Origin of the sequence: Paenibacillus sp. FSL H8-0034 (genome assembly GCF_038000305.1) — a bacterium.
In the GTDB taxonomy this organism is placed as follows: Bacteria; Bacillota; Bacilli; order Paenibacillales; family NBRC-103111; genus Paenibacillus_S.
Genome location: NZ_JBBOBS010000001.1, coordinates 2,013,852 through 2,036,731, shown reverse-complemented (window position 1 = coordinate 2,036,731; position 22,880 = coordinate 2,013,852). Strand labels below are relative to the sequence as shown.

General features: G+C 46.0%; 19 protein-coding genes and 1 pseudogene. 5 read left to right on the top strand and 15 right to left on the bottom strand.

The features are described from left to right. Positions 1 to 972: an ABC transporter permease gene (locus NST47_RS09265; protein ID WP_341154876.1), complete on the bottom strand. Its 972-nt coding sequence runs from the start codon at positions 970 to 972 to the stop codon at positions 1 to 3. Between the two features lie 150 nt (positions 973 to 1,122). Between NST47_RS09265 and NST47_RS09260 the strand changes: the two genes are divergently transcribed. From NST47_RS09260 to NST47_RS09245, 4 genes and pseudogenes are all read left to right on the top strand, one after another. Continuing rightward, on the top strand, positions 1,123 to 2,733 hold the full coding sequence (locus tag NST47_RS09260) for a response regulator (RefSeq protein WP_341154875.1): 1,611 nt from the start codon (positions 1,123 to 1,125) through the stop codon (positions 2,731 to 2,733). Next, a complete protein-coding gene (locus NST47_RS09255; protein ID WP_341154874.1) occupies positions 2,730 to 4,592 on the top strand; it encodes a sensor histidine kinase in 1,863 nt (620 codons plus the stop codon). Before NST47_RS09260 ends, NST47_RS09255 begins: the two co-directional genes overlap by 4 nt. Then, positions 4,549 to 4,734 (top strand): annotated as a pseudogene (locus NST47_RS37160) (catalase); the annotation flags it as partial. The gene NST47_RS09255 and the pseudogene NST47_RS37160, both read left to right, overlap by 44 nt. Before the next feature lie 55 nt (positions 4,735 to 4,789). After that, positions 4,790 to 5,017, top strand: coding sequence for a hypothetical protein (locus NST47_RS09245; RefSeq protein ID WP_341154873.1), 228 nt, complete (start codon positions 4,790 to 4,792; stop codon positions 5,015 to 5,017). Between the two features lie 71 nt (positions 5,018 to 5,088). Here NST47_RS09245 and glpK read toward each other — a convergent pair whose 3' ends face one another. Further along, the gene (gene glpK / locus NST47_RS09240; protein WP_341154872.1) at positions 5,089 to 6,582 is read right to left on the bottom strand and encodes a glycerol kinase GlpK; all 1,494 of its coding nucleotides are present in this window, start codon (positions 6,580 to 6,582) and stop codon (positions 5,089 to 5,091) included. A gap of 325 nt (positions 6,583 to 6,907) precedes the next feature. On the opposite strand from glpK, the gene NST47_RS09235 reads away from it, so the two are divergent. Continuing rightward, the gene (locus NST47_RS09235) at positions 6,908 to 8,584 is read left to right on the top strand and encodes a glycerol-3-phosphate dehydrogenase/oxidase (RefSeq protein ID WP_341154871.1); all 1,677 of its coding nucleotides are present in this window, start codon (positions 6,908 to 6,910) and stop codon (positions 8,582 to 8,584) included. A 54-nt stretch (positions 8,585 to 8,638) separates the two neighbouring features. On the opposite strand, the gene NST47_RS09230 is transcribed toward NST47_RS09235, so the two are convergent. From NST47_RS09230 to NST47_RS09170, 13 genes are all read right to left on the bottom strand, one after another. Further along, on the bottom strand, positions 8,639 to 9,190 hold the full coding sequence (locus NST47_RS09230) for a glycerol-3-phosphate responsive antiterminator (protein ID WP_341154870.1): 552 nt from the start codon (positions 9,188 to 9,190) through the stop codon (positions 8,639 to 8,641). A 198-nt stretch (positions 9,191 to 9,388) separates the two neighbouring features. Continuing rightward, positions 9,389 to 10,375, bottom strand: a complete 987-nt coding sequence (locus tag NST47_RS09225) for a YihY/virulence factor BrkB family protein (protein WP_341154869.1) — start codon at positions 10,373 to 10,375, stop codon at positions 9,389 to 9,391. Positions 10,376 to 10,393: 18 nt separating this feature from the next. Continuing rightward, positions 10,394 to 10,990 (bottom strand): TraR/DksA C4-type zinc finger protein, encoded by a 597-nt coding sequence (locus NST47_RS09220; protein WP_341154868.1) that lies wholly within the window; start codon positions 10,988 to 10,990, stop codon positions 10,394 to 10,396. A 120-nt stretch (positions 10,991 to 11,110) separates the two neighbouring features. Beyond that, the gene (locus tag NST47_RS09215) at positions 11,111 to 12,226 is read right to left on the bottom strand and encodes a sensor histidine kinase (protein ID WP_341154867.1); all 1,116 of its coding nucleotides are present in this window, start codon (positions 12,224 to 12,226) and stop codon (positions 11,111 to 11,113) included. Between the two features lie 172 nt (positions 12,227 to 12,398). Beyond that, complete coding sequence (rbsD, locus tag NST47_RS09210) at positions 12,399 to 12,785, bottom strand: D-ribose pyranase (RefSeq protein ID WP_076232225.1); 387 nt, start codon at positions 12,783 to 12,785, stop codon at positions 12,399 to 12,401. Next, complete coding sequence (locus NST47_RS09205; protein WP_341154866.1) at positions 12,782 to 13,009, bottom strand: hypothetical protein; 228 nt, start codon at positions 13,007 to 13,009, stop codon at positions 12,782 to 12,784. The genes rbsD and NST47_RS09205 overlap by 4 nt, the downstream gene beginning before the upstream one ends. 130 nt (positions 13,010 to 13,139) lie before the next feature. Continuing rightward, on the bottom strand, positions 13,140 to 15,518 hold the full coding sequence (locus NST47_RS09200; protein ID WP_341154865.1) for a heavy metal translocating P-type ATPase: 2,379 nt from the start codon (positions 15,516 to 15,518) through the stop codon (positions 13,140 to 13,142). Positions 15,519 to 15,689: 171 nt separating this feature from the next. Further along, positions 15,690 to 16,904, bottom strand: a complete 1,215-nt coding sequence (locus NST47_RS09195; protein WP_076232231.1) for an MFS transporter — start codon at positions 16,902 to 16,904, stop codon at positions 15,690 to 15,692. Between the two features lie 2 nt (positions 16,905 to 16,906). Then, positions 16,907 to 17,509, bottom strand: coding sequence for a TetR/AcrR family transcriptional regulator (locus tag NST47_RS09190; RefSeq protein ID WP_341154864.1), 603 nt, complete (start codon positions 17,507 to 17,509; stop codon positions 16,907 to 16,909). Positions 17,510 to 17,688: 179 nt separating this feature from the next. Next, on the bottom strand, positions 17,689 to 18,756 hold the full coding sequence (locus tag NST47_RS09185) for an HD-GYP domain-containing protein (RefSeq protein ID WP_341154863.1): 1,068 nt from the start codon (positions 18,754 to 18,756) through the stop codon (positions 17,689 to 17,691). Positions 18,757 to 18,936: 180 nt separating this feature from the next. Then, entirely contained in the window at positions 18,937 to 19,365 is a 429-nt protein-coding gene (locus tag NST47_RS09180) for a MarR family winged helix-turn-helix transcriptional regulator (RefSeq protein WP_341154862.1), read from the bottom strand. A 119-nt stretch (positions 19,366 to 19,484) separates the two neighbouring features. After that, positions 19,485 to 21,215 carry a hypothetical protein gene (locus NST47_RS09175; RefSeq protein ID WP_341154861.1) on the bottom strand — a complete coding sequence of 577 codons (1,731 nt, stop codon included), beginning with the start codon at positions 21,213 to 21,215 and terminating at the stop codon, positions 19,485 to 19,487. A gap of 38 nt (positions 21,216 to 21,253) precedes the next feature. Next, complete coding sequence (locus NST47_RS09170; protein WP_341154860.1) at positions 21,254 to 22,873, bottom strand: DHA2 family efflux MFS transporter permease subunit; 1,620 nt, start codon at positions 22,871 to 22,873, stop codon at positions 21,254 to 21,256. Positions 22,874 to 22,880: the final 7 nt, after the last annotated feature.

Below are 22,880 nucleotides of genomic sequence, written 5' to 3'. Positions count from 1 at the left end.
CTACCAAATACTCCGACCCAGAACCCTACGACTAATCGAGTTACTTCCAACGATCAGTATGAATGCGACAACCGATTCGAACAAGCCAAATGCAGTACCCAAACTGAAATCCATCCTACCCAGGCTTACGCGGTATACATAGGTTTGTATAATATCCGCTACCTCATACACCGCCGGATTATACATTGCCAGCACCTGCTCAAAACCGGCATTCAGAACATGACCTACCTTCAAAATAAATATAAGCACAATCACGGGAAGAATGCCCGGTATCGTAATGTGCCACATTCGTTTGTAACGGCCTGCCCCATCGATCACCGCCGCTTCGTACAGCTCAGGCGAGATTGAAGTCATTGCAGCCAGGAAAATGATCGTACTCCAGCCGGTTTCCTTCCACCCTTCCGACATGACAAGCAGCGAACGGAACAGCCCGGGGTCCGTGAAGAAGCTGATCTTTTGCCAACCGAGGTCGGACAGCAGTTGATTAACCACTCCAAAGCTGCCAAGCAGTGTATAAAACAATCCGAATACGACCACCCATGATAAAAAATGCGGCATATACACCAAGGTTTGGATGGTGCGTTTAAAGTAAACCTGACGGACCTCATTCAATAACAAGGCCAATACAATCGGCATCATAAACAGAAACGCCAGCTTGTAAATACTTATAATAAGCGTGTTAGCAATAATCAGTAAAAACTCAGGACGTGTAAATATTTTCTCAAAATGAGCCAAGCCAACCCAGTCGCTCTGGATGATCGAATCCATAACATTGGTGCCGGCGAACATGTTAAAGTCTTTAAAGGCAAGTGTCAGACCATATAGCGGAATAATTTTGAATAACAGCAGTACCGCTAACCCTGGTAAAGACATCAAATATAATGGGTAGTACTCTCTCATATATCGGATAATTTGCCCCAGCGTAACGGTAGAATGCTTCATATTTTCATGTGTTCTGGTTTGTTTTCCCAAACATTTTGTCTCCTTCCCAAGTTGCTTTCTGTTGTGATAATGTAATCGTAACCCCCTCATCAACATCATAAGGTTTCATGAAGACGCTAACAATCAGACAATCCTATAATCCGTTGTCAAATCTTATAAACTTTCAAGAGGTGGTTTCTAATGTACAAGCTGATCATTGTGGATGATGAAGAATCGACGTCCTGTGGACTGCGCGATTATTTTGATTGGAAAGCGCATTCAATAGAAGTTGTCGGCATAGCCAATGATGGGTTAACCGCACTTCCTATGATTGAACAATTATCACCTGATATCGTAATTACTGATGTGAAAATGCCTTTTCTAAACGGAACAGAGCTTGCTGACAAGCTAAGGGAGAAGCAGATTCAGGTCAAAATCATTTTTATATCAGGCTATGACGATAGCGAATATTTAAGATCAGCCTTAAAGGTTGAGGCTATTGATTATTTGCTGAAACCGATTCAATTTCCCGAACTTCATCAAGTTATCGGCAAAACGGTGGAGGCTATCCGGGTTGAGAGTGAGCAGCAGCGATTGCTGGAGGACATGAATCAGAAGCTGATTCAAAGCTTTCCACTCTTGCGAGAGCAATTCCTATCTTATCTCGTTCGGGACGGATTTCAAGACCAGGGTGCGCTGCAAAGTAAACTGGATTTTTTTGAAATCAAGCTCCATATGGAAGGGTTGTTCGGTGTACTTGTAGTAGGAATCGATGACACCTTCCAAACCTTTTTAAGTATGACGGAACGCAATCAACAGTTAATGGCATTTGCCATCCTGAATATATGTCAGGAAATCATAGACACCTACTCACGAGGGTATGCGTTTCAAATTGCCCCGGGTCGTTTTGTTTGCATTCTATCGATGCATTCCCAGGATGAAGAAGACACCCTTTATTCATTGTTAAATGAGATGAAAGTGAACCTGGAACGGATTCTGAAATGGACGTTCACGTTAGGTGTGGGCCCTGTTGTCACTACGTTGATGGATATACCAATTTCCTATAAACAGGCCGTAACCGCAGCCAGTCAAAAGCTGTATCTCGGCAACAGCCGGATCATTATGATGGAAAGTCTGGAGCCCGTTAAGCATGCCTCTGTGCTGTTGGACTCGGGTAAGGCGGACCGCTTCACCACGGAATTAAAGATGGCTTCCGAGGAGGAGATTACTGTACTTCTGCAACAATATTTCAAACAAATCCGAGAAATAAAATCTTACAGCCTGCAGCAATGTCGACAGTTTTGCCTCCATCTTCATTTACTTGGGTCATTAGTCTGCGCGGACTTGGGGCTTGTGACCGACGACGATTCCCATCAACAGGAGCTAAGAGAACAATTGTTTCACAGTGAAACGCTGGATGACATGTACACTTTACTGCAATACCACTTCTCTGGATTGTGCCGGATCATTCGGGATAAACGCGAGGTAAAATCGAATCATGTTGTCAAGAAAATCAAAGAAATCATCCAGACGACGTACCACCGCAACTTGTCCTTAAACGAAATGGCCGAGCAGGTGTATTTGACGTCTACTTATATCTGTTTGATTTTCAAGCATGAAACCGGAGAAACGATTAACGAATATTTAACTAAAACACGGCTGGAAAAAGCTAAGGAACATCTGAAAGATCCGCTTCAAAAGTTGAATCAAATCGGGCAGTCGGTCGGATATCCGGATCCCAGTTATTTTACCAGACTGTTCAAGAAGCATACCGGAATGACCCCGACTGAATATAGGGAGCGAATCCTATGAAACGTTTGTTTGCGATGCTTACTATGTTCCGCAAGTTGAATATCGTCAAGCAAATGCTTGCGTTATATTTCATCCTGATCCTTATACCTTCTTTAGTCACCATGTTTATTTTTTATCAGCGCTCCTCCGATTTAATCGAACGTGAATACAATGTCACTACTTTAAAAACACTCAATCAGACAGCCAACAATGTCGCTTACTATTTTCGTAATGTCACCAACACGTCCAATATATTTATAAGCAATCCCCGACTTTATCAATATCTGGACAAAGAACAACGCTCACAGCCCTTTGATCTATACAACCAGATTGAACAAATGCGTGGAGATATCTCCAGTATTGAAAGTAACACGGATGTGTTCAAGGTCCGAATATTCGTTGATCCTAACCTGCAGTATGCCCGAGAGAAAATTCGTTTCTTCTCCATTGATACGATTCGTAATGAAGTGTGGTACCCCCAGGTACTTGACAAAGATGGCAAAATAGTTTGGATCGGTACACATGAACAAAGCTACCTCGACGAATTACAACCGTACCCAGTCATATCCGCTGCCCGAGTCATTCGCCATCCGTCCAACTACGATAAGGTCATAGGGATTGTAGTCGTAGATATGAAAGAGGAATTGATCGCCGAAAGTTTAATGAATGCGAATCTCGCCGAAGCCCGGAATCTGTATGTTGCCGATGCGAGTGGCCGAGCTATTAGCCATTCAGATCATTCCCTGATCGGAAAGCCTGTATTGGATGACGCTAGCCTGACCCAGATCCTGAAGGCTCCAGACGGTTATTTTAAACAAAACACAACCGATGGCACGCAATATGTTCTGTATCAGCAGATCCCTTACACCGATTGGCGTATCGTGGCCGAAATCCCGATCAGTCAAATCTCATCCAAGAATAAAACATTTACGAAAATGTCCGGTATATTTATCGCAATGGTTACGTTTATTGTGTTTATCTTGTCCATTGTTTTGTTGTTCGCCTTTATTATGAGAGGAATGAACAGTCGGATAAAGGAACTATCAGATATTATGGTCAAGGAAGGTATTGTTGATTATACAGGAAAGGTTGAAGAGGATTATGGTGTGCTGCAGAAGCTGGAGCATAACGTGATTCGCATTATTCAAAATGTTAAACAACTGACCGAAGAAACCTATCAAGGCAAGCTAAATCAACGGGAATTGGAACTTCGTGCATTACAGGCTCAGATCAATCCGCATTTTCTTTACAATACATTGGAGAGGATCCATTGGATGGCGATCAGCCGTAATGCGGACGATATAAGTGGAGTGATCGGCTCCCTGTCCACATACTTCCGGTTAACTTTGAACAAAGGTAAGGATATTGTCGAGGTACGCGATGAAATCCGGCTGGCTGAAGTCTATTTGGACATACAGAAGAACAGGTTTGGTGATCATTTCGAGGTGCAGTTCGATATCGAAGAAGCTGTACTTCCATTAAGGATGCCTAAGCTTACGCTTCAGCCTATTATTGAAAATGCTCTATTGCATGGAATCCGAAAAAAGCTGAATCATAAAGGAACAATCCGGATTTATGCCTCCCTTCAAGAAGATGATTTGATTGTAAGTATTGAAGATGATGGGATTGGAATGACGGAAGAACAAGTGATCCGACTCCAATCACCACCAACGGGTAAGGAAGAAACCAGCGGTTATGGTCTGTATAACGTTCATGAACGGATTAAATTATTCGCAGGTGACAATTATGGAGTAACAGTGGTGTCTATATCTGGCCAGGGTACGAAGGTAAGCATTCGTTTAAAAGCGAGTTCAGCAAATAAGGAAAAATCGCCAGCATCCGCAAAAGCGCCATCCGCCAACACATTTGAAAAACCCTAATGCGGGGTGGAAGTTCTGGTCTCTTTCTCCGGAATCGTTGCATAGTGAATCATTGCATCTGATACTTAATCATACGAATGTTCAGAAATTGTCCAGAATGCTTTGTTATACTATGGACACGTCCAACAAGGAGCATCGTTGACTCCTATAATGTCAGATGATGCAGTCCGGTTAAATCTAAATAGGAGTGAATGTGGATGAAACTGTCTTTAAGTGAAGCCAGATCCGTGAACAAGATTGAGATATCCAGGAAAAGCATCAGTACCTATTGTGTCAAGATTCACGGAGTCCCTGTAAATCGAACCCATGAGGAGGAAGTTAGTTATACTTGGAGCAGTAAACAAGAAGCATTAATATGTGCACGAGGCATCGGTAAAATGTTCAATCTACCGTCAGAGCTTATCCTCATCGACTCGGGTATTTAATAATACTATATAGCTAAACAGGACCTAAGCTCATACCGCCTCAGGTCCTGTTTAGCTATATAGTAGTCGTTCTAATTATCGCTGCTTCGCAGCTGATACCCTACGGCCCGCTTCCAGCCCGCAACGGCCGCCTCGCGTTTCACTTCATCCATACCCGGCTCATACGCACGATCAAAGCCCTTGAGCTGCTCCAGCTCGGATACATCCTGCCACACGCCAACCGCGAGACCTGCGAGAAATGCAGCTCCAAGCGCAGTGGTTTCAATCACCTTGGGACGTGTTACCGTCACGCCAAGCAAATCAGCCTGAAACTGCATCAAAAACTCATTGCGGACTGCACCGCCGTCCACACGAAGCTCGCGCAGATGTATGCCTGACTCAGCTTCCATAATCTGCAGCACATCCTGACTCTGGAAGGCAATCGATTCCAGTGCAGCCCTCACGATATGCGCTCTCTTCGAAGCACGCGTTAGTCCCGTTATCATTCCTCTTGCATCCGGCTCCCAATAAGGCGTGCCCAGGCCTGTGAATGCCGGCACAAAATATACGCCCTCCGTATGCTCTACTGACAACGCAACAGCCTCTGTCTCAGCAGCATCACCGATAATCCCCAACCCATCCCGCAGCCATTGAATAACCGTACCGGCATTAAAGACGCTGCCTTCGAGCGCGTAATAAACCTTGCCATTAAGCTTCCAGGCGATTGTCGTAATCAAGCCGTTTAGTGACATGACAGGCTTCTCCCCGGTTTGCTTCAGCACGAAGCAGCCCGTGCCGTAGGTATTCTTGGCCATGCCTTCGACAAAGCAGCCCTGTCCGAATAAAGCTGCCTGTTGATCTCCTGCCGCTCCAGCAATCGGAATACTGAAGCCATCGCCCAGAAGCTGGGTATGCCCATATACTTCACTTGAGGACCTCACCTCCGGAAGCATCGCGAGCGGAATATTCAAATCTCTTAGGATATCCTCATCCCATTGCACTGTATGAATATTCAGCAGCATCGTTCGCGAAGCGTTCGAGACATCTGTGACATGCTGACGTCCCTCAGTCAGCTTCCAGATCAGCCACGAATCGATTGTGCCGAACAGCGCATCACCACGCTCCGCTTTTTCACGAATATCCACATTTGAATCGAGCAGCCACTTGAGCTTGGTACCGGAGAAATAGGCATCCAGCAGCAAGCCTGTTTTACTGCGAATGGTCGGCTCCCAGCCTTTTAGCTTAAGCTCATCGCACATCGCGCTTGTTCTGCGGCATTGCCATACAATGGCTCTATGGAGCGGCTTGCCTGTAATACGATCCCAAACAACCGTTGTTTCACGTTGATTCGTGATGCCTATCGCTGCAATATCTTCAATTGAAAGCGATCTCACTGCCTCGCGAAGAACCTTAAGCTGTACTTGCCATATCTCTTCAGCATCGTGCTCAACCCAACCGGATTGAGGAAAATATTGGGTAAATTCCTGTTGAGCTGTGCTGACTATCACACCCTGTGGATCAAATACAATCGCTCGACAGCTTGTTGTCCCTTGGTCAATTGCAACGACATAACGCGGTTTTGTCATCGTGTCTCTCCCCCATTTCAACCCTATTCACGCGCATATTAGTTTTCAAGAAGCAATCTACCACATCCCGTTTTTAACTGTCAACCTTAAGTTATGCCACGTTAACCCTCTGCAGCAATCGCAATCCTATTATTGATTAATCGCTCGGCTCATGATATGATGACGGTAATATTCACACAAAAGACAAGTTAATAAGTGGTCAGAGACTAAGAGTGGACCGATACAACCTTTGGGGAGCCGTTTGGCAATTACCTCAGGGGGTGTGGCGGTCTTTTTTGTTGCTCTTTTTGCAAAAAATACGGTTAATACGAAGGATGGGGTAATGATGAGCTTGAATTTTTCTGGGGAACAACGGTCTGCCTATCTAAAAGCATTGGGATCTGAGACATTGGATATTCTCGTTATCGGAGGCGGTATTACGGGAGCAGGTATCGCATTGGACGCACAAACACGCGGGATGTCCACAGGACTTATTGAAATGCAGGATTATGCCGCTGGCACCTCCAGTCGTTCAACCAAGCTGATTCATGGCGGATTACGTTACTTAAAGCAGCTTGAATTCAAGCTGGTCGCAGAGGTCGGTAAAGAACGGGCAATCGTATATGAGAATGCGCCTCATGTCACTACTCCGGAATGGATGCTGCTGCCGATTATCGAGGGCGGAACCTATGGCAAGCTGGCTACATCTGTTGGCCTGCTCGTGTATGATTTTCTAGCGGGTGTAACCAAACAGGAGCGCCGGGTTATGCTCTCTCTTGACGCTACACTCAAGAAAGAACCTTTGCTGCGCAAGGATAAGCTGAAGGGCGGCGGTTACTATGTGGAATACCGTACCGATGATGCGAGACTGACGATTGAAGTCATGAAGGAAGCTGTACGGCGTGGAGTCAAAGCAGTCAATTATGCCAAAGCAAATGAGCTGCTTTATGATAATGGACGTTTGATCGGCGTGCGTGTTCAGGATCAGCTGAGTGGGGAAATCGTCAATATTAAAGCCAAAAAAATCGTAAATGCGGCCGGCCCTTGGGTGGACACGATTCGCGATATCGATGGCTCCAAGCAGGGCAAAAGATTGCATCTCACCAAAGGTGTCCATCTTGTTTTTGATCAGTCCCGCTTCCCGTTAAACCAGGCAATCTACTTCGACACACCGGACGGACGAATGGTGTTCGCTATCCCCAGAGAAGGCAAAACCTATATCGGTACCACAGATACCAATTACACCGGGGATATCGTGCATCCCAGAATGACGATTGAAGACCGCGATTACATTATCCGCGCGGCCAACTTCATGTTCCCTACGCTCAATCTGACTCCTGCCGACATGGAATCCAGCTGGTCGGGATTGCGACCGCTCATTCACGAGGATGGCAAATCCCCCTCCGAGCTGTCACGTAAGGATGAAATATTCGTCGCTCCATCGGGTTTAATTACGATAGCAGGCGGCAAGCTGACAGGATATCGTAAAATGGCCGAGCGCATCGTTAATCTCGTTGCCACTCAATTGCAAACAGAGGAAGGTCGCAGCACTTTCCCGGTATGCTCAACTGCAAGCATCGTACTTTCCGGTGGTGACACTGGCGGTTCGCGCGGCTACAGCCAATTTGTTCAAGACAAGATTGCTTACGGGAAAAGCATCGGGCTTACAGGCGCCGCTGCCGATGTATTAGTCCGCCGCTACGGCTCCAACGTTGATCGGGTATTCGAGTTATACAAGCTGCATAACAAGGAAGCCGAGCAATTTGCCATCCCAGGCGAATGGTTCGCCTCCCTGCTGTACAGCATCGAAGCCGAGATGGTCGCGACACCTCACGACTTTTTCATACGCCGGACGGGTGCTTTGTATTTCAACATCGAGGCCTTGCAGCGCTGGAAGCAGCCGGTTACAGCTTATATGGCTGAACGGTTTGGCTGGAGTACAGCTGAAACGGATACGCATGCTGAAACCTTGGAGCGTCACATCCGCGACGCCGTAGTTCCGTTGAGTGCTGAATCGAAGTAAACAGGGAGATATTATGAGTATTAGTGCTCCATATGCGGTAATTTGCGCTCGTGCTCAATAATGGCTCCAAATTTCTTTATGGGAGGTAGTGACTGCGACAGCTCCTGCCTGCAAGGCCAGCTCTACCTCCTCTACCGTACGAATCAAGCCACCAGCGAGTATAGGGATGCTCAGCTTTGCGTTCATCTCTGCGATAATATGAGGCATGACACCTGGAAGCACCTCAATAAAATCCGGTTGGTTTTTCTCCGTAATTTTATAGATCGTCTCCAGAGCCGTAGTATCCAGCAGAAAATGCCGCTGAATGGCAAGCACCTTGTGCTTTTTGGCGGTTACAACAGCTGAGCTTTTCGTCGAAATGATACCTGCCGGCTTCAGGGTCTGACATAAAAACTCAATCGCATACTCATCATTTTTTAATCCATGGATCAAATCGGCATGAATGAGCAGCTTCTTCCCATTGCTGCGGGCAAGCTGTGATACGCTTTGCAGTTGGGAAACATGGCTATCCAGCAGCACCAAATATTGAAATGGGCTTTTGATCAGCAGCTCCAGATCTCTCATTTTCCGGACGGCTGGAAGTACTCTCTGCCCCATGAAGTTCATTTGTAGTATCGCTCCTTTGGTTTGATTTCCTTATTCATTGTAATCAATTTTTAAAATCATCCTGCCTCCAACACTATGTATCAGTTTACTTGGAAATACGCATTTCAACAACCACTCTAACAAACACAAGTAAATGAAATGCAAAAAACTATCACTCGCCCATCTGAATATGGGTATCGGTGATAGCTTTGACTTGAATCACTTTTTGCTTTTCTTGCCAAATGGCAAAGGAAATGCAAATTTCTTGGCTCCATCCTTTGTTTTTCCTTCCCGGTCAAAATGCAGGGTCGCATTGATTTCCCCACCTAATATGATGAGAATACTTGATAAATACAACCATGTCAGCAGCACGATGATCCCGCCGATACTTCCATAGGTTTTCGTATAATTGCCAAAATTATTAACGTAAAACGAAAACAGAATTGAAGTAACGACCCAGCCCAACGTAGCAAATACAGCTCCCGGGATGACCTCGCGAAAGCGAAGCCGGAGGTTAGGCGTGTACTTATAGAGCAGCACGAAAGCACATACCATCGTAATCAGTGGAATCGCGTATTGAGCAATTCCCCACAGCACTTCAAAATTACCTGGTAATTGCGTAACTCGATAAATGGTCTCACCGATGACTTTACCAAAGATCAGCAGGATCATGCTTAAAAAAATCAATACTGCCAAAATGATTGTGAAAATAAACGATATGCCTCTTGCCTTCCAGAAAGGGCGATTCTCCTCAACATCGTAAGCCTTGTTTAAGGCCTTCACTACAGCATTGATCCCGTTGGAGGCCGACCACAAAGTAGCCAATAAACCAATGGAGAGCAGGGAGCCATTGCGTGATTTCTGAAGCTCTGTGAATACATCCACTATCATCTTATCGGAAAGCTGCGGCAGCACACTGCTAACATTCTTGATTGCATCGCTTACGCTAATATCCGAATAGCTAAGGACCGCAAATACGAAGATAAGAAACGGAAAAAACGCAAGAATTAAATAATAGGTCAGCTGCGCTCCCATGGCAGGGACGTCGTCATCTTCAAATCGGCCGTATAAGCTTTGCGCAAAGCTCATCAATGAAAAATGCCTTTTCCTTGCGCCTGGCCCTTCGGAGGATTGTGGCAATCGGGAATGCTGTGTCCATTCGACAGATGCTTGATTTTTTTTTGCAGGATCTACGGCTTTTGCCATACAATAGCCCTCCCCTGTCTATCTGGATGCACTCTTATGCGCTGGAATTTTGTCTTCTTCTACTTCCGTTGACGGATCGGACGTCTTGATTGGTGAATCCGAGCTGCCGTAGCTTTCTAACGTATCCCAAGCGCCCGCATCGTCGAATCGATTGTTGGATTGGCCCTCTTGCCCTGCTTCTGCCGGAGGCAGCGTCATTACTTGTTCTTCCACGGGCCTGCTTGCAGAGCTATCCTGAGCTGGCGTATGCTCGACACAATAAGAAGTGTAGGGAATGGCCAACAGGCGTTCGAAAGGAATCTCGCCTCCACATTCCTCACAAATTCCATATTCATTTTTCTCCATACGTATCAAGGAATGCTCCGTTTCCTGAAGTTTGTCTTCTATCAGGGCATCCAATGCCATATCGCGTTCACGCTCGAAAGTCTCAGTTCCCAGATCGGCAGGATGATTATCGTACGATGAGAGTTCGCCAGCAGACTCGCTGATCGATTCCTTGAAGCCCTCCGAACCGTCAGAGACTTCTTCTAATTTGAAATGCTCCTCCATATCCTTTTTTTCTGCAAGCAGCATCGTCTTCAATTCATCCAGCTGTTGAGCTGTCAAGTGGCTCATTTCATATTCCCCCTTAGTTCGGCTGATATCCATTTACACGGACATCGTTGTATCTCTTTCTTACCCCATTCAAGAGGAAAGTGACACAGCCTGCAGGGATAAATTAGGTTTTGTATGCACTCAACTTATTATAGAAGCTTTACGAAACGTTAACATGAAAACGGTCTCTTTTTCATTGCTGGTAAAGGTAATATCACCTTCATTATTGAGCATGATCTGTTTGCATATGGCCAAGCCAAGACCTGTACCATTTTCCTTATCGGTCACAAACGGATTGAATATGGTACTATACAGCTCTTCAGGTACTCGTGGTCCGTTATTAGCTACTTGAATATAAGTGTTCAAGCTGTCCTCAACGATAGAGATTCTTATTCTTTTGTCGCTTCTCAGCTCGGATAAGGCGTCAATCCCGTTGTTTAATACATTGGACAGCACCTGCTGGATCCCCATTTTTTGAACATAAAGCATCGCTCCCGGTGGAATGTCCAGCAGCAGGTCCACATTTTCGTTAATGAGCCGTGGATTTAATAGCGATAAAATATGATCAAGCACCTGCTTGACAGAAATATGTACCATTTCCTCATCCATGATCGGCTTTCTGGAAAAACTGAGAAATCCGGTCACCTGCATCAAAATTTGCTCGCATTCATCCTCAATAAAACCGAGGTAGCTGTCGGCCCGTTCATAATTATTTTCATTTATATTGTGACGCAATAATTTCAAAAAGCCTTTGATTGAGGTCATGGGGTTACGAATTTCATGCGCCATACTGGCTGCCATCTTGCCTAACAACGAAATTCGGTCATCATGCTGCAGGGTAATCGCGGACGAGTTGTCCTGATCTCGTGATAAATTATTATTCCAATATTTAACAAAAATGAAAGATTCCAAATCATCAATTCTCGAATTCATTTGTTTATAGGATGCCAATGTTAAGCTATTGTTCTCAACCTCATGCAATGTCTTCCGCCACAGCAGTACCGTCCAGAAAATGAATGCGATGCCCTCTTCCAGATTTTCAAATAAAAGGAAGCTCTCCATTATGCTATGTGGAAATGGCTTGAAATCGGCAGCATTATGTAATTCAGTTATATAGTCGAAACCTGCTTCCCCAAGACTGTACAGGTAAGTCGCATCGTAATGGTCTGGAAAACGCGCATTAAATAGCTCAGACCAATGAGAAATATAAGCATGCTTCATGCTTCGAACATCAGCTAAGAAATTAGGTTTATCCATGAATCAACCTTCCTGTTTATCAAGATGTTGAAGAACTTATACGTAAAAAAACTGCCCGAGAGGACAGTTCTGTTTGTGTTCTGTAGGAAATAAACAGGCCTTGGTTATTGTCCCCAACATTATTGCTATATAGTAGATTTTATCACATATTGGAAATGAAAAGTTAGTTTTTTTATCCTGACACGATCATAATATTAGCATAAGGAATGGTATCGCCTGTTCGGATTACTGCACGTGACTCCACGCAAATATCCTTGAATTGCTGGTGGGATACGATTCGAAAAGCGACGTCCGGCAGAGCTTCAGTCAGCTCACGATAGCGTTCAGGGCTTGCCTGTCTCATCTCCTCCGTGACAATAACCGAATCAATCAAAAATTCACCATAGATGGCTCGGACCGTGTCCAATACAGTCGGAATCCCATCTGTCAAAGCCAGATCAAGCCGTTCGATCCCCATGGGTACCGGAAAACCACGATCACAGATGGTCAATAGATCGGTATGGCCTGTCTCAGCCAAAATACGATTCAAAGTCGGATTTAAAATACCTCCGCGTTTCATTCCGTTCCCTGCCTCTCTGCCAATGCCCGGTCCCGCTGCTCGGACGTAATTTGCTCTCTAATTGATAGGACAGGTCGCTTCAGATAAAAGGTAGCCCCTCGATCCGCTTCAGGTTCTGCTGATCCTGCTCCGGTAACACCAACCAGCTCCCAGCCCTGACGCCCCAACGCATGCAGCTCATTAAAGTCATTCGCCCGACAATACTCCCACTTCGTCTTTATCAAATCTATTGCCCCTATTCTTATTGGGATAGTGCATCGTTAATATTACTTTATCAGCATGATTATTTTTCGTCAATAAAAACCACTGTGCGGAACCTTGGTTTTCCAGCTCTATGTTATTGATTGACCCAAGCTACGCCCTGTGAAGCCGCAACGCATTGCATATGACCGTTACAGAGCTGAGCGCCATAGCCGTACACGCCATCCATGGCGCAAGATAGCCCATCATCGCAACCGGAATCGCCAGCACATTATACAGCAGCGAAAAGGCCAGATTTTGACGAATGATTGTTATCGTTCGTTGACTGATGACAAGAGCGCGGACCAGTCCGCTTATATCATGCTTCAGAAGCACGATATCTGCTGCCGCTTTGGAAATGTCCGTTCCATTGGCAACGGCGATTCCGATATCTGCTGAGCTCAAGGCAGGTGCATCATTAACCCCGTCGCCCACCATTGCCACTCGATGACCCTGCTCTCGCAGGCTTTGTACCAGATTCGCTTTATCCTCAGGCAGCATTCCCGCGTATACCTGACTGATTCCCGCTTGCTTGGCTGCATAATGTGCTGTCGATGCTCGATCGCCCGTCACCATTCTAACGTCCACTCCCATTGAAGTCAGCTGCTTGATCGCCTTGCGGGCAGTTGGTTTAACCGGGTCGCTAAGTGCTATAGCCCCGACCCATCGCCCGTCTACCGCAATCCATATGACTGTAAAGCCCTGTCGCTCCCATTGATCAACCAGACCGGACTGCGGATGTCTTCGTTTCTCCTGACTAGCCATTTCTACCTGCGGGAGGCCTGCTATGCCTTCAGCTTCCAGCCATTGACGTGTGCCTAACCAGACGGCTCTGTCATCTACCCATGCACGAATCCCACAGCCTGGTATCGACTGGAAATTCTCACATGGAGGTAATGTAATTCCTCTGCGCGAAGCTTCTTCCACTACAGCCCTGCCTAAGGGATGCTCGGAATGCTGCTCCGCACCTGCTGCCATACGCAGCATGAATGACTCGTTGGCGGCAGATCGGTCTTCCATAGACAGGTAAGTGCTGCGGCTATGAGCATGCGCAGAACGTTTCTCAAAGGGCAGAACACGAGCAGAACCGGGCCGGGTTAAGACATCAGCAGCCCACACGTTGGTAACCCTCGGGTTTCCCCCTGTAATCGTCCCTGTTTTGTCCAGCAAAATCACATTGGCTTGCGGCAATATTTCCATTATTTTACCCTCTTTAATTACAATACCCAATTGGGTTGCCCTGCTGGAGCCTACCAGAATCGAAATCGGTGTCGCCAAGCCAAGGGCACAAGGACAAGCTATCAGCAAAACGGCTATCGCCTTTTCCAAAGCGCCTCCGAGCTGGCCCGGCTCAAGCACCATATACCAGGTGATAAATGCTGCTGCAGCCAATACCATAATAATCGGCACGAATATACTGGAAATTTGATCTGCCATTCTTTGAATGGGTGCTTTGGTGCTCTGTGCTTCCTCTACAAGCTTAATGATTCGTGCCAAAGTCGAATGCTTGCCTACTTCAGTCGTTCTAATGCTGAGCATACCGCTGCCATTTAATGTGCCAGCAGTAACCCGATCCCCGACAGCTTTGTCAACAGGCATGCTCTCCCCTGTAAGCATCGATTCATTAACATTCGAGTAACCTTCTATAACCTGACCATCTACCGGCAGACTTTCACCTGGACGGACGACAACAATGTCATTGATCATAACCTGGGACACTGGGATCCGCTGTTCTCGACCCTCTCTCATGACGGAAGCCATCTCCGGCCTGAGACGGTGCAGCTGATGTATGCCGCTTAGTGCTTGCCGCTTGGCCAAAGCTTCCAGCCATTTGCCCAACCAAACAATCGTAATAATCATCGCGCTCGCATCAAAATATAACGGGACATGGCCTCCATGACCTCCGGTCATCACATTGCCTTGACCAATCGTCGATACACCATGAAACAGCAAATAATGGCTGTATATATAAGCAGCCGAGGTACTGATTACAATCAACACATCCATGTTGACACTGCCGCTTTTTATAGAACGATAAGCTCCTGTATAGAACGGGAGTCCGAGTATGAACTGAATCGGTGTCGCCAAAGCCAGCTGGAACCAAGGATTCAGCAGCAGCTCGGGTACCCAGACTGAGGCCGTCCACTCATGGTGTGCAGCCATTGCCCATAGAAAGGGAAACGTAAGCAGCAGAGACATTCCGAACATCATCCCGCTGCTGATACCACTCGTACGAGCAGCATCTCCGGTGCTCCCGTCTGAATGACGTTCCTTGGCTGTAAACCCCAGCTGTTCGATTCTCGTTTCGATTCGCTCTACACTGATTCGATCCGGGATGATGACGACTGAGGCGCGATTCAGGGCTACATTCACATGAATTTGTTCGATTCCATCCATTTTGGCTACTACTTTCTCGATCCTTGCCCCGCAAGCTGCACAGGTCATTCCGTCTACATCCAGCGTCACATGCTGAAGCTCAATGTGCCTGCTCATGGCTTCACCCCATTCTCCCCGAAATCGATGCCCATACCGTTGTTTCAATATATGGACTGGCCGCGAGGTTCATGCCAGGAGAACAACAAAAAATCCTTTATCCGGATTGTACAGGCAGTGACCAGCCCTGTCATATCCGGGTAAAGGATTTATGAATTCCAGCGATTCGTCTTATGACTTTTGCAAGTCAACAGGAGCATCCGCATACTTCTTACGTCCCCATACAGCGGATAAGAAGAAGCTTATCACGAGTACGATAGCACCGAACGCATACGGAAGATTGAGATGAATCTCGTACAAGGTTCCCGCGACAGCAGGTCCGAAGATGTTGCCCAAGCTCATGTAAGCATTGTTCATGCCTGCGACATACCCTTGCTCTTCACCTGCCATTTTGGATAACAGCGTATTGATCGCCGGCCGCATGATGGAAGTTAAAGTGAAGAACAGCATCGTCACGATCAATACGAACCAGAAGTTGCCTGACAGCAGCATCAGCACAAGACAGGCCGCCGATAGCACGAACGTAACATGAATTAACAATTTCTCACCGAATAGTTGAATTAATTTACCGATCAGCAGAGCTTGCACCAAAGCACCGATTAATGCACCTATCGTAATCAGGATCGCGATATCCCTGACCGTATATCCATATTTGGCATCAACGAACAAAGGAAATATCGCTTCAAAATTAGCCAAACCAAAGGTCAATGCAAAAATTAACAGCAGCAGTATAAAGTAAGGCGCTTTAAAGGAAAGCACAAACTGCTTAAAAATACTTTCTCGCTTAACCCTAACCTGACGTGTAGCTAGCTGCTTCTCTTTGGACAGCGATTCCGGCAGGAAAATTAAGGAACCAATCAAAGCTAGGGCCGCAACTCCGGCAGATACGTAAAAGGGCGCCCGAATCCCAAATTCGGCAAGAAAACCTCCGATACCAGGACCGATAACAAAACCAAGCGACATCGCAGCTCCGAGAAGCCCCAGACCCTTGCCTCTCTTCTCCACACTCGTTACATCGGCAATATATGCCATCATGGAAGGGATCATGGCTGCCGCTCCGACACCGCCTATCAATCTGGACAGGTACAACAGCCATATTTGATCAGCCATAGCAAACACCAGATTCGATATCGTGAATAAACCCATACCGGTGACGATCATTATCTTGCGTCCATATTTATCAGACCATTCCCCAGCAATTGGGGAAAATATAAATTGGGTCAATCCGAAGGCCGCTATCATATAGCCTGCAGCCTGACCACCCGCATTAAACGCCTTCAGGTATTCAGGCAATACAGGTATGATCAAGCCGATCCCGAGCATGGCGATAAAAATATTTATCATTAAAAAAACGAGCGGCATGGTTTTATTTTCAACTGCATTCATGGTTAAATCTCCTTATTCTTATTTCGACTTGAATGACATAAGCCCGGTTGCAAATACTGCTGAAACCTTTCGAGAATCTCCTCGTTGCTCAGCGGATCATGCTTCTCTCCCCATTTAAACAGCAGAGCTGTATACAGCTCGGTAATAAGAAATGCAGCAAACTCCACATCACCCGGCTCCATGGCGCCCGCTTCCATCAGCTTGATAATAAGCTCCTTGAGCTGATCAAAGGCAGTGTTCTCGATCCGTGTGAGACCTTCCTTGACCTCATGCGTCTGAAACGCTTCCGCCTCCTGCTTAAGCTTGCAAAACAAGGGATGCTGCTGCTGGTAGCCAGACAGATTACATATATAATGGTGCAGTGATTCAATGTTCGGACCGTACTTATTTATCGCTTCCTCAGCAAACCTGGCGAACTGCTTGAGCTCATCGTCTACGATACAAGTGAATACCTCTTCTTTAGTTTTGAAGGAAAGATAAAAAGTTCCCTTCCCCATATTGGCGTATTTGGCTATATGATCGAGTGTGGTTGCCTTGTAGCCAAAGTTCTGGAATGCCTCACGGGCCGCTCTAATAATTTGCTCACGTCTTCCGCTCCTATCCATATATCTATCCTTTCCGAGTCTTATGAAGCTTTTCTGAATAGTTGACTACATCATTTTTCGAGTCAAGATTTATTGTAACCAAACCCGGGACTGCATGCAACCTTACACCTCAGCATCCAGCAGTATGCCCAAACAGCAAAAAAGAGGCAGCCGCAGCTGCACTCTCGATTATCGTTCATTTATGACTTTTGCAATGAGGCCATAAGACCCAATGATCCCTGCTCCTCTTCAGCCGGTATCAGCCCGTCTTCTACCAATACCCGGAGGAAGGCATTGGCGACCATCGGATCGAACTGTGTTCCACTATGTCTGCGCAGCTCATCGGCAGCAGTCTCCATGGAAAGCTTCTGCCGGTAGGAACGATTAGTCGTCATCGCATCAAACGCGTCGCACGCTGCCAAAATCCTGGCACCAAACGGAATTTGATCACCCTTTAAGCCTTGCGGATATCCCCGTCCATCCATGCGTTCATGATGATGCCTGACCATTGCTGTCGCACCGATTTCCTGTAATCTTTTAATATCCTTAATAATTTGGTAGCCATCCTCGGCATGCTTCTTCATTACATCATATTCTTCCTCTGTCAACCGGCTTTCCTTTTGCAAAATCGATTCCGGAGTTCCAATCTTGCCTATATCATGAATGAGTCCCGCCAAATGAACGGCTTCTATTTCCCGGGAGGACATGCCCAGCTCGGTAGCTATCTTTTTGGCATAATTGGCGACATTGTTGGAATGGAAGGCCGTATAGGGATCACGAGCATCAATGCTTTTGGAGAATGACAATATCGTATTCATGAACAGCTCTTCAAACTCTACCTTTTGCACAAAATTTCGCTGTGAAACAACCGCCACTCTACGAATCAGCATGGAGATCAGCAGCAGTGCAGCAGCACCAATTACAGGAATCCAGCCCGTTTCGCTAAAAAACAGCCATATTCCCATTACAGCGGCAGCAAAAGTTGACACCAGATATACATTGGCTACATACAAAGCAACAATAACGACAGGAACCGCATATAAACCCAATAGCAATGGAGAAGAGTAATACATATGCAGCCAGACAGCAGCGCCTATAGATAGCACCATCAGTACCCAGAGTGACACTGTCGTCTTTTTACCGAGAGAAACCGGACAAAAGTGATCGTTTCCTGTAAGGAGCAGGTTGCGGACTTCCGTTTCTGTATCAAGACTCTGTAGTCCCAACCCGTTCCTCGACAGCTTATGCAAATCCAAGTCATTTTTCAATATACTCGCCTCCCATCGTTTCAAATATCCGCTTATGTAGGAATATTGACCTATGTATCTTTACCGTACACCTGTTTATTAATCCTTGTCAATGCTCAATTTTGTGAATAAAAATAGCTCCCGGCACCCACTCGGGTGGATTCGGAAGCTAAACATGGCACTAAAATTTGACACAGACTTTCATGAGCCCTTTTTTTCCAACTGCGAATTTAGCAAATCAAGACTGGATGCAATCTTATCAAGCTCGTCTGTATCTAGATCGCTAAGCACGGTATGAAAAAATTGTTCATGATAAAATTCAACCTTGTTTTTAATTTCATCCATTTTTTCGGTCCTTTGAATCCATATGACTCTGCGATCTGTCTTATCCCGCACTCTTTGAATCCATTCATCCCGTTCCAAACGGTCTATGATACCCGATACCGTACTGTAGGAAAGCTGAACCGCTTCTGTAATTTGCCCAATGGTCTTCGGTTCCTTATAAATTTGACCGATAATTATACCCTGTGGCTTGGTCAGATTAAGCTCTTTCATGAATTTTTCAAGTGTAGCATTATATAAACGGGTCAGCATGTGAATAGACTTGGAAATATGCATGGCTTGATTCATAGACAGAGCCCCCATTCTGGCATCATTTGTAGATAATTGTTCAAACTATATCATATTATTCGAATGTCGCCAAGAAGAGGGCCCGCTATTTCATCAATAAACTATCCTATACGATATGATTACTGGGACAAGGATGATAACAAACGTCTGGCTTCACCTATTGGCGTTGTAATCGTTTCATAGATTTTCAATTTAAGCGGTGATTCCAGTTGATCGGAGCTGCCGTTAGTGAAGTAAATATTCTGGTTACCGCTCATGATCCGGTCCGGGCCACTGAGCAATAAGGTTTTGAAGGCAATGCGTTCACCAGCAGGATTATCCAGCTCAATTAGCAGCTTGGGATTATTTTCTTCCGTCACGACATTATCTGTGGTGTTAATATCCATCAGTGTCTTCAGTTTGTACGTATAATTATAATCTTTGGTGGAAGCATTTTGCGCAATCATCATCGATAAGGCCCATGAGTTCAACTTCACATTATATGGATACAAATTAAATTCAGTGTCATTAGGCACTGTTTTCTGCACGGCTACATTCAATTGTGCAATCGAAGCCTTAAAGCCGGATTCACCCTGTGGCTCCTGCAGCTTGAAGTTAAAGCTCTCTGCTTCCTCGGAAATCGGCATTGTGAAAGCATAAGCAACTGATACTCCCATACCCGGCAATACTTCTTTTACAGTGCTGGGCAGCACGTTCCCGGCATAGGCAGTTCCTGAATTATTCACCAGCTCGGTTCCAAGGGCAGGAATTGGCAATGGACTATCGCTATTGTTCATATATTTCAAATTGGCCACGACTGTTTTATAGCTTTGTCCTTCGTTCTCATACCAATCTGCGCGTACCAAGGAGACAGCAAGCTTAGGATTTACGGCTTGACTAACGGCATCAATCGTTATTGGCGTGCCCATTTGATAAGCTGGCAAGCTGACTGCATTCGCATCCTCCGTTGGCAGGTGGAAGCCAATTCGTCCGGTATAATAAGACTGCGGAGTCGTTTGACCCTGCTTCAGAAAGCTTTCAGGAGTTAACACATAGAAAGCTTCCGGCTTTATTCCGGCATCCGTTGGAATGGTGTAGTACAGATATTGGCTTTCTCCAGGATTCACGCTGACCGGTTTCTGCTCGACGCGCTTACCAACAAACGATTGTCCGCTTGCTTTGCCGCTCAAAGTGAAATCAGGTACGGTTTCTGTAAAGCTGCTCGAATTATTTACCTTTAACTGAACCACATAGGTCGGTGTTTGCTCTGTAAATTGCGTCGACAGGCTTACCGCTGAATACGTAAGTGATGAAGTGATATCAGGTAAAGTGAAGGATTGTCCCCAGCTCAATAGCGAAGCATCATCAATAACAGCATCGCTGCCTTTCCAGACAATCGATCCGATACCTGCATCAGCAAGTACAGTCTCCTGTTTGGGGTATACATTCATATTGACATCTACCCATATTAGATCTGTCAAAGAAATCTCGTTTTTCGCATCAATCTCAGTCATATAGCTAAGCTCGACATTGCTTTGAGGTGAGATCGATTTGGCATTGGCTGCACTCGGCAGAAGCGTATAAGAAGTGCCGTCGGCTGCCTTGGCGCGCAATTCGAAATCAGGAATACGTACAATTGCTCCGGAGCTATTGGACAGTTTAATAACGGAACCGATTCTCCAGCCTCCGGCGGTCTTTTCCAAAAGCACGTTTTTCACCTGAGCCTGCGTCATATCTGTAATACTATAAGTCGGTGACGCGACCACAGAAGGCACAGGCACAGCTGCGTCCGCGAATGCAGGAGAGACAGCTAGCACAACCGACGAGGCAATCATCACCGTAGAGACGGCCTGTTTCCAATATAATTTCATTGTAAATCCTCCCAAAATCTGATTTAAGCTTTAATCTGTTAAGCCTTCAACACGCCATCTTTTTCCAAGCTGATTGTAGTCGGAGGTTTAGTCTCCGGTGCTGCAGGGGCAGGAGCAGCCTTCCGCTTGCTGGTCAGGAAGAATACAACCGGTATACACAGGAATGCTGGAATCGCAGATATATAGAACGTATCAGCAATACCTCGAACCAGAGCTTCCTTCTGGATCATCCCTGCAAGGTTCATAGCTGCAGCCCCACTTGCAGTGGTCGTGTCCACACCCCATTGGTAAATAGCTCCTGTCATTGCTGAGATCGCATTGCTCGCGGCCAACGAATCGACAGGGACGCTTTCCGAAATATGCTGGTAGTGAACGAGTTGACGACTGCTCATGATCGAAGTAAATAAAGCAATACCCATTGATCCCGCTACTTGCCGGACTACATTGGATAATGGCGATGCATTGCCGACTTGGCTCGTCGGAATGGACATCATACCCGCAGACGTTAAAGGCATCATCACAAGTCCAATACCAATAGCACGTATCGTCAAGACAACATTAAGCCAATGATTTGGCGTATCGGCCGTCAGCATATGAAGCTCCATCGTCGTAAAGCCAAGAGTGGCCAGTCCGACTATTCCAACGGGAATGATGCCAAACTTGTCTGTGAGTTTACCGCTAATCGGCATCATAAAGGCCATTGCAATGGACTGAGGCATCATGAGAAGCCCTGTATCCATGGCGGACATGGACTGTATATTTTGCAAGTAAAGAGGAGTCAGAAAGGTGCCCCCGAGCATTCCCATCATGACGAGACTACCGGCAATGGTACTCATTGTAAATTGCGGGTTTTTAAATATTTTCAGATCCAATAATGGATTCTTACTGCCGAGTTCAACCCAAATCAACAGCAGTAGACTGAAGAAGGATACAAACAACAGGCTAACAATAAATAGCGATGTCCAGCCTTCGGACTGTCCTTTGGATAATGCGAGCATCAGGGTTCCAAAAAACAGAATGGAAAGCACTGCGCCAGCCGTATCGAACTTTATATCCAATTTTCTTGGTGAATCTTTTAGCAAAATTTTGCCCATAATAAAAGCGAACAACCCGATGGGTATGTTAACCAAGAACAACCAACGCCAGCTGTAATACTGGATCATATATCCGCCTACAGTTGGGCCAAGCGCGGGCGCTACCATTGCAGCAACGCCCCATAATCCGATAGCTGTTCCTACTTTTTCACGTGGAAATGTCGTGTAAATGATCGACATGCCGACTGGCATAATAAAACCACCGGCAAGCCCTTGAATAATACGGAACATGATCAGGGTAGAATCGCTCCAGGCGATTCCACACAGAACGGAACCAATGGTAAAGCCAAGCACCGAGTAAATAAATACATTTTTATTGCCGAACCGTGCTCCCAGGAAACCACTCATTGGAATAACTACAGCTGCAGCCAGCATATAGCCGGTAATAACCCATTGAACGGTTGGCACATCAGAGCCAAACACGGCAACGAATTTCAGCAGTGCAACATTCATCAAGCTGCTGTTCAGGACGGAAACGAAGGTACCGAGCACAATGGCAATGAGCCCAAGCCACATACTGCTGTCACTCTTGGAATCCGCCGATAATGTCGAAGCGTCAGCCATAATACTG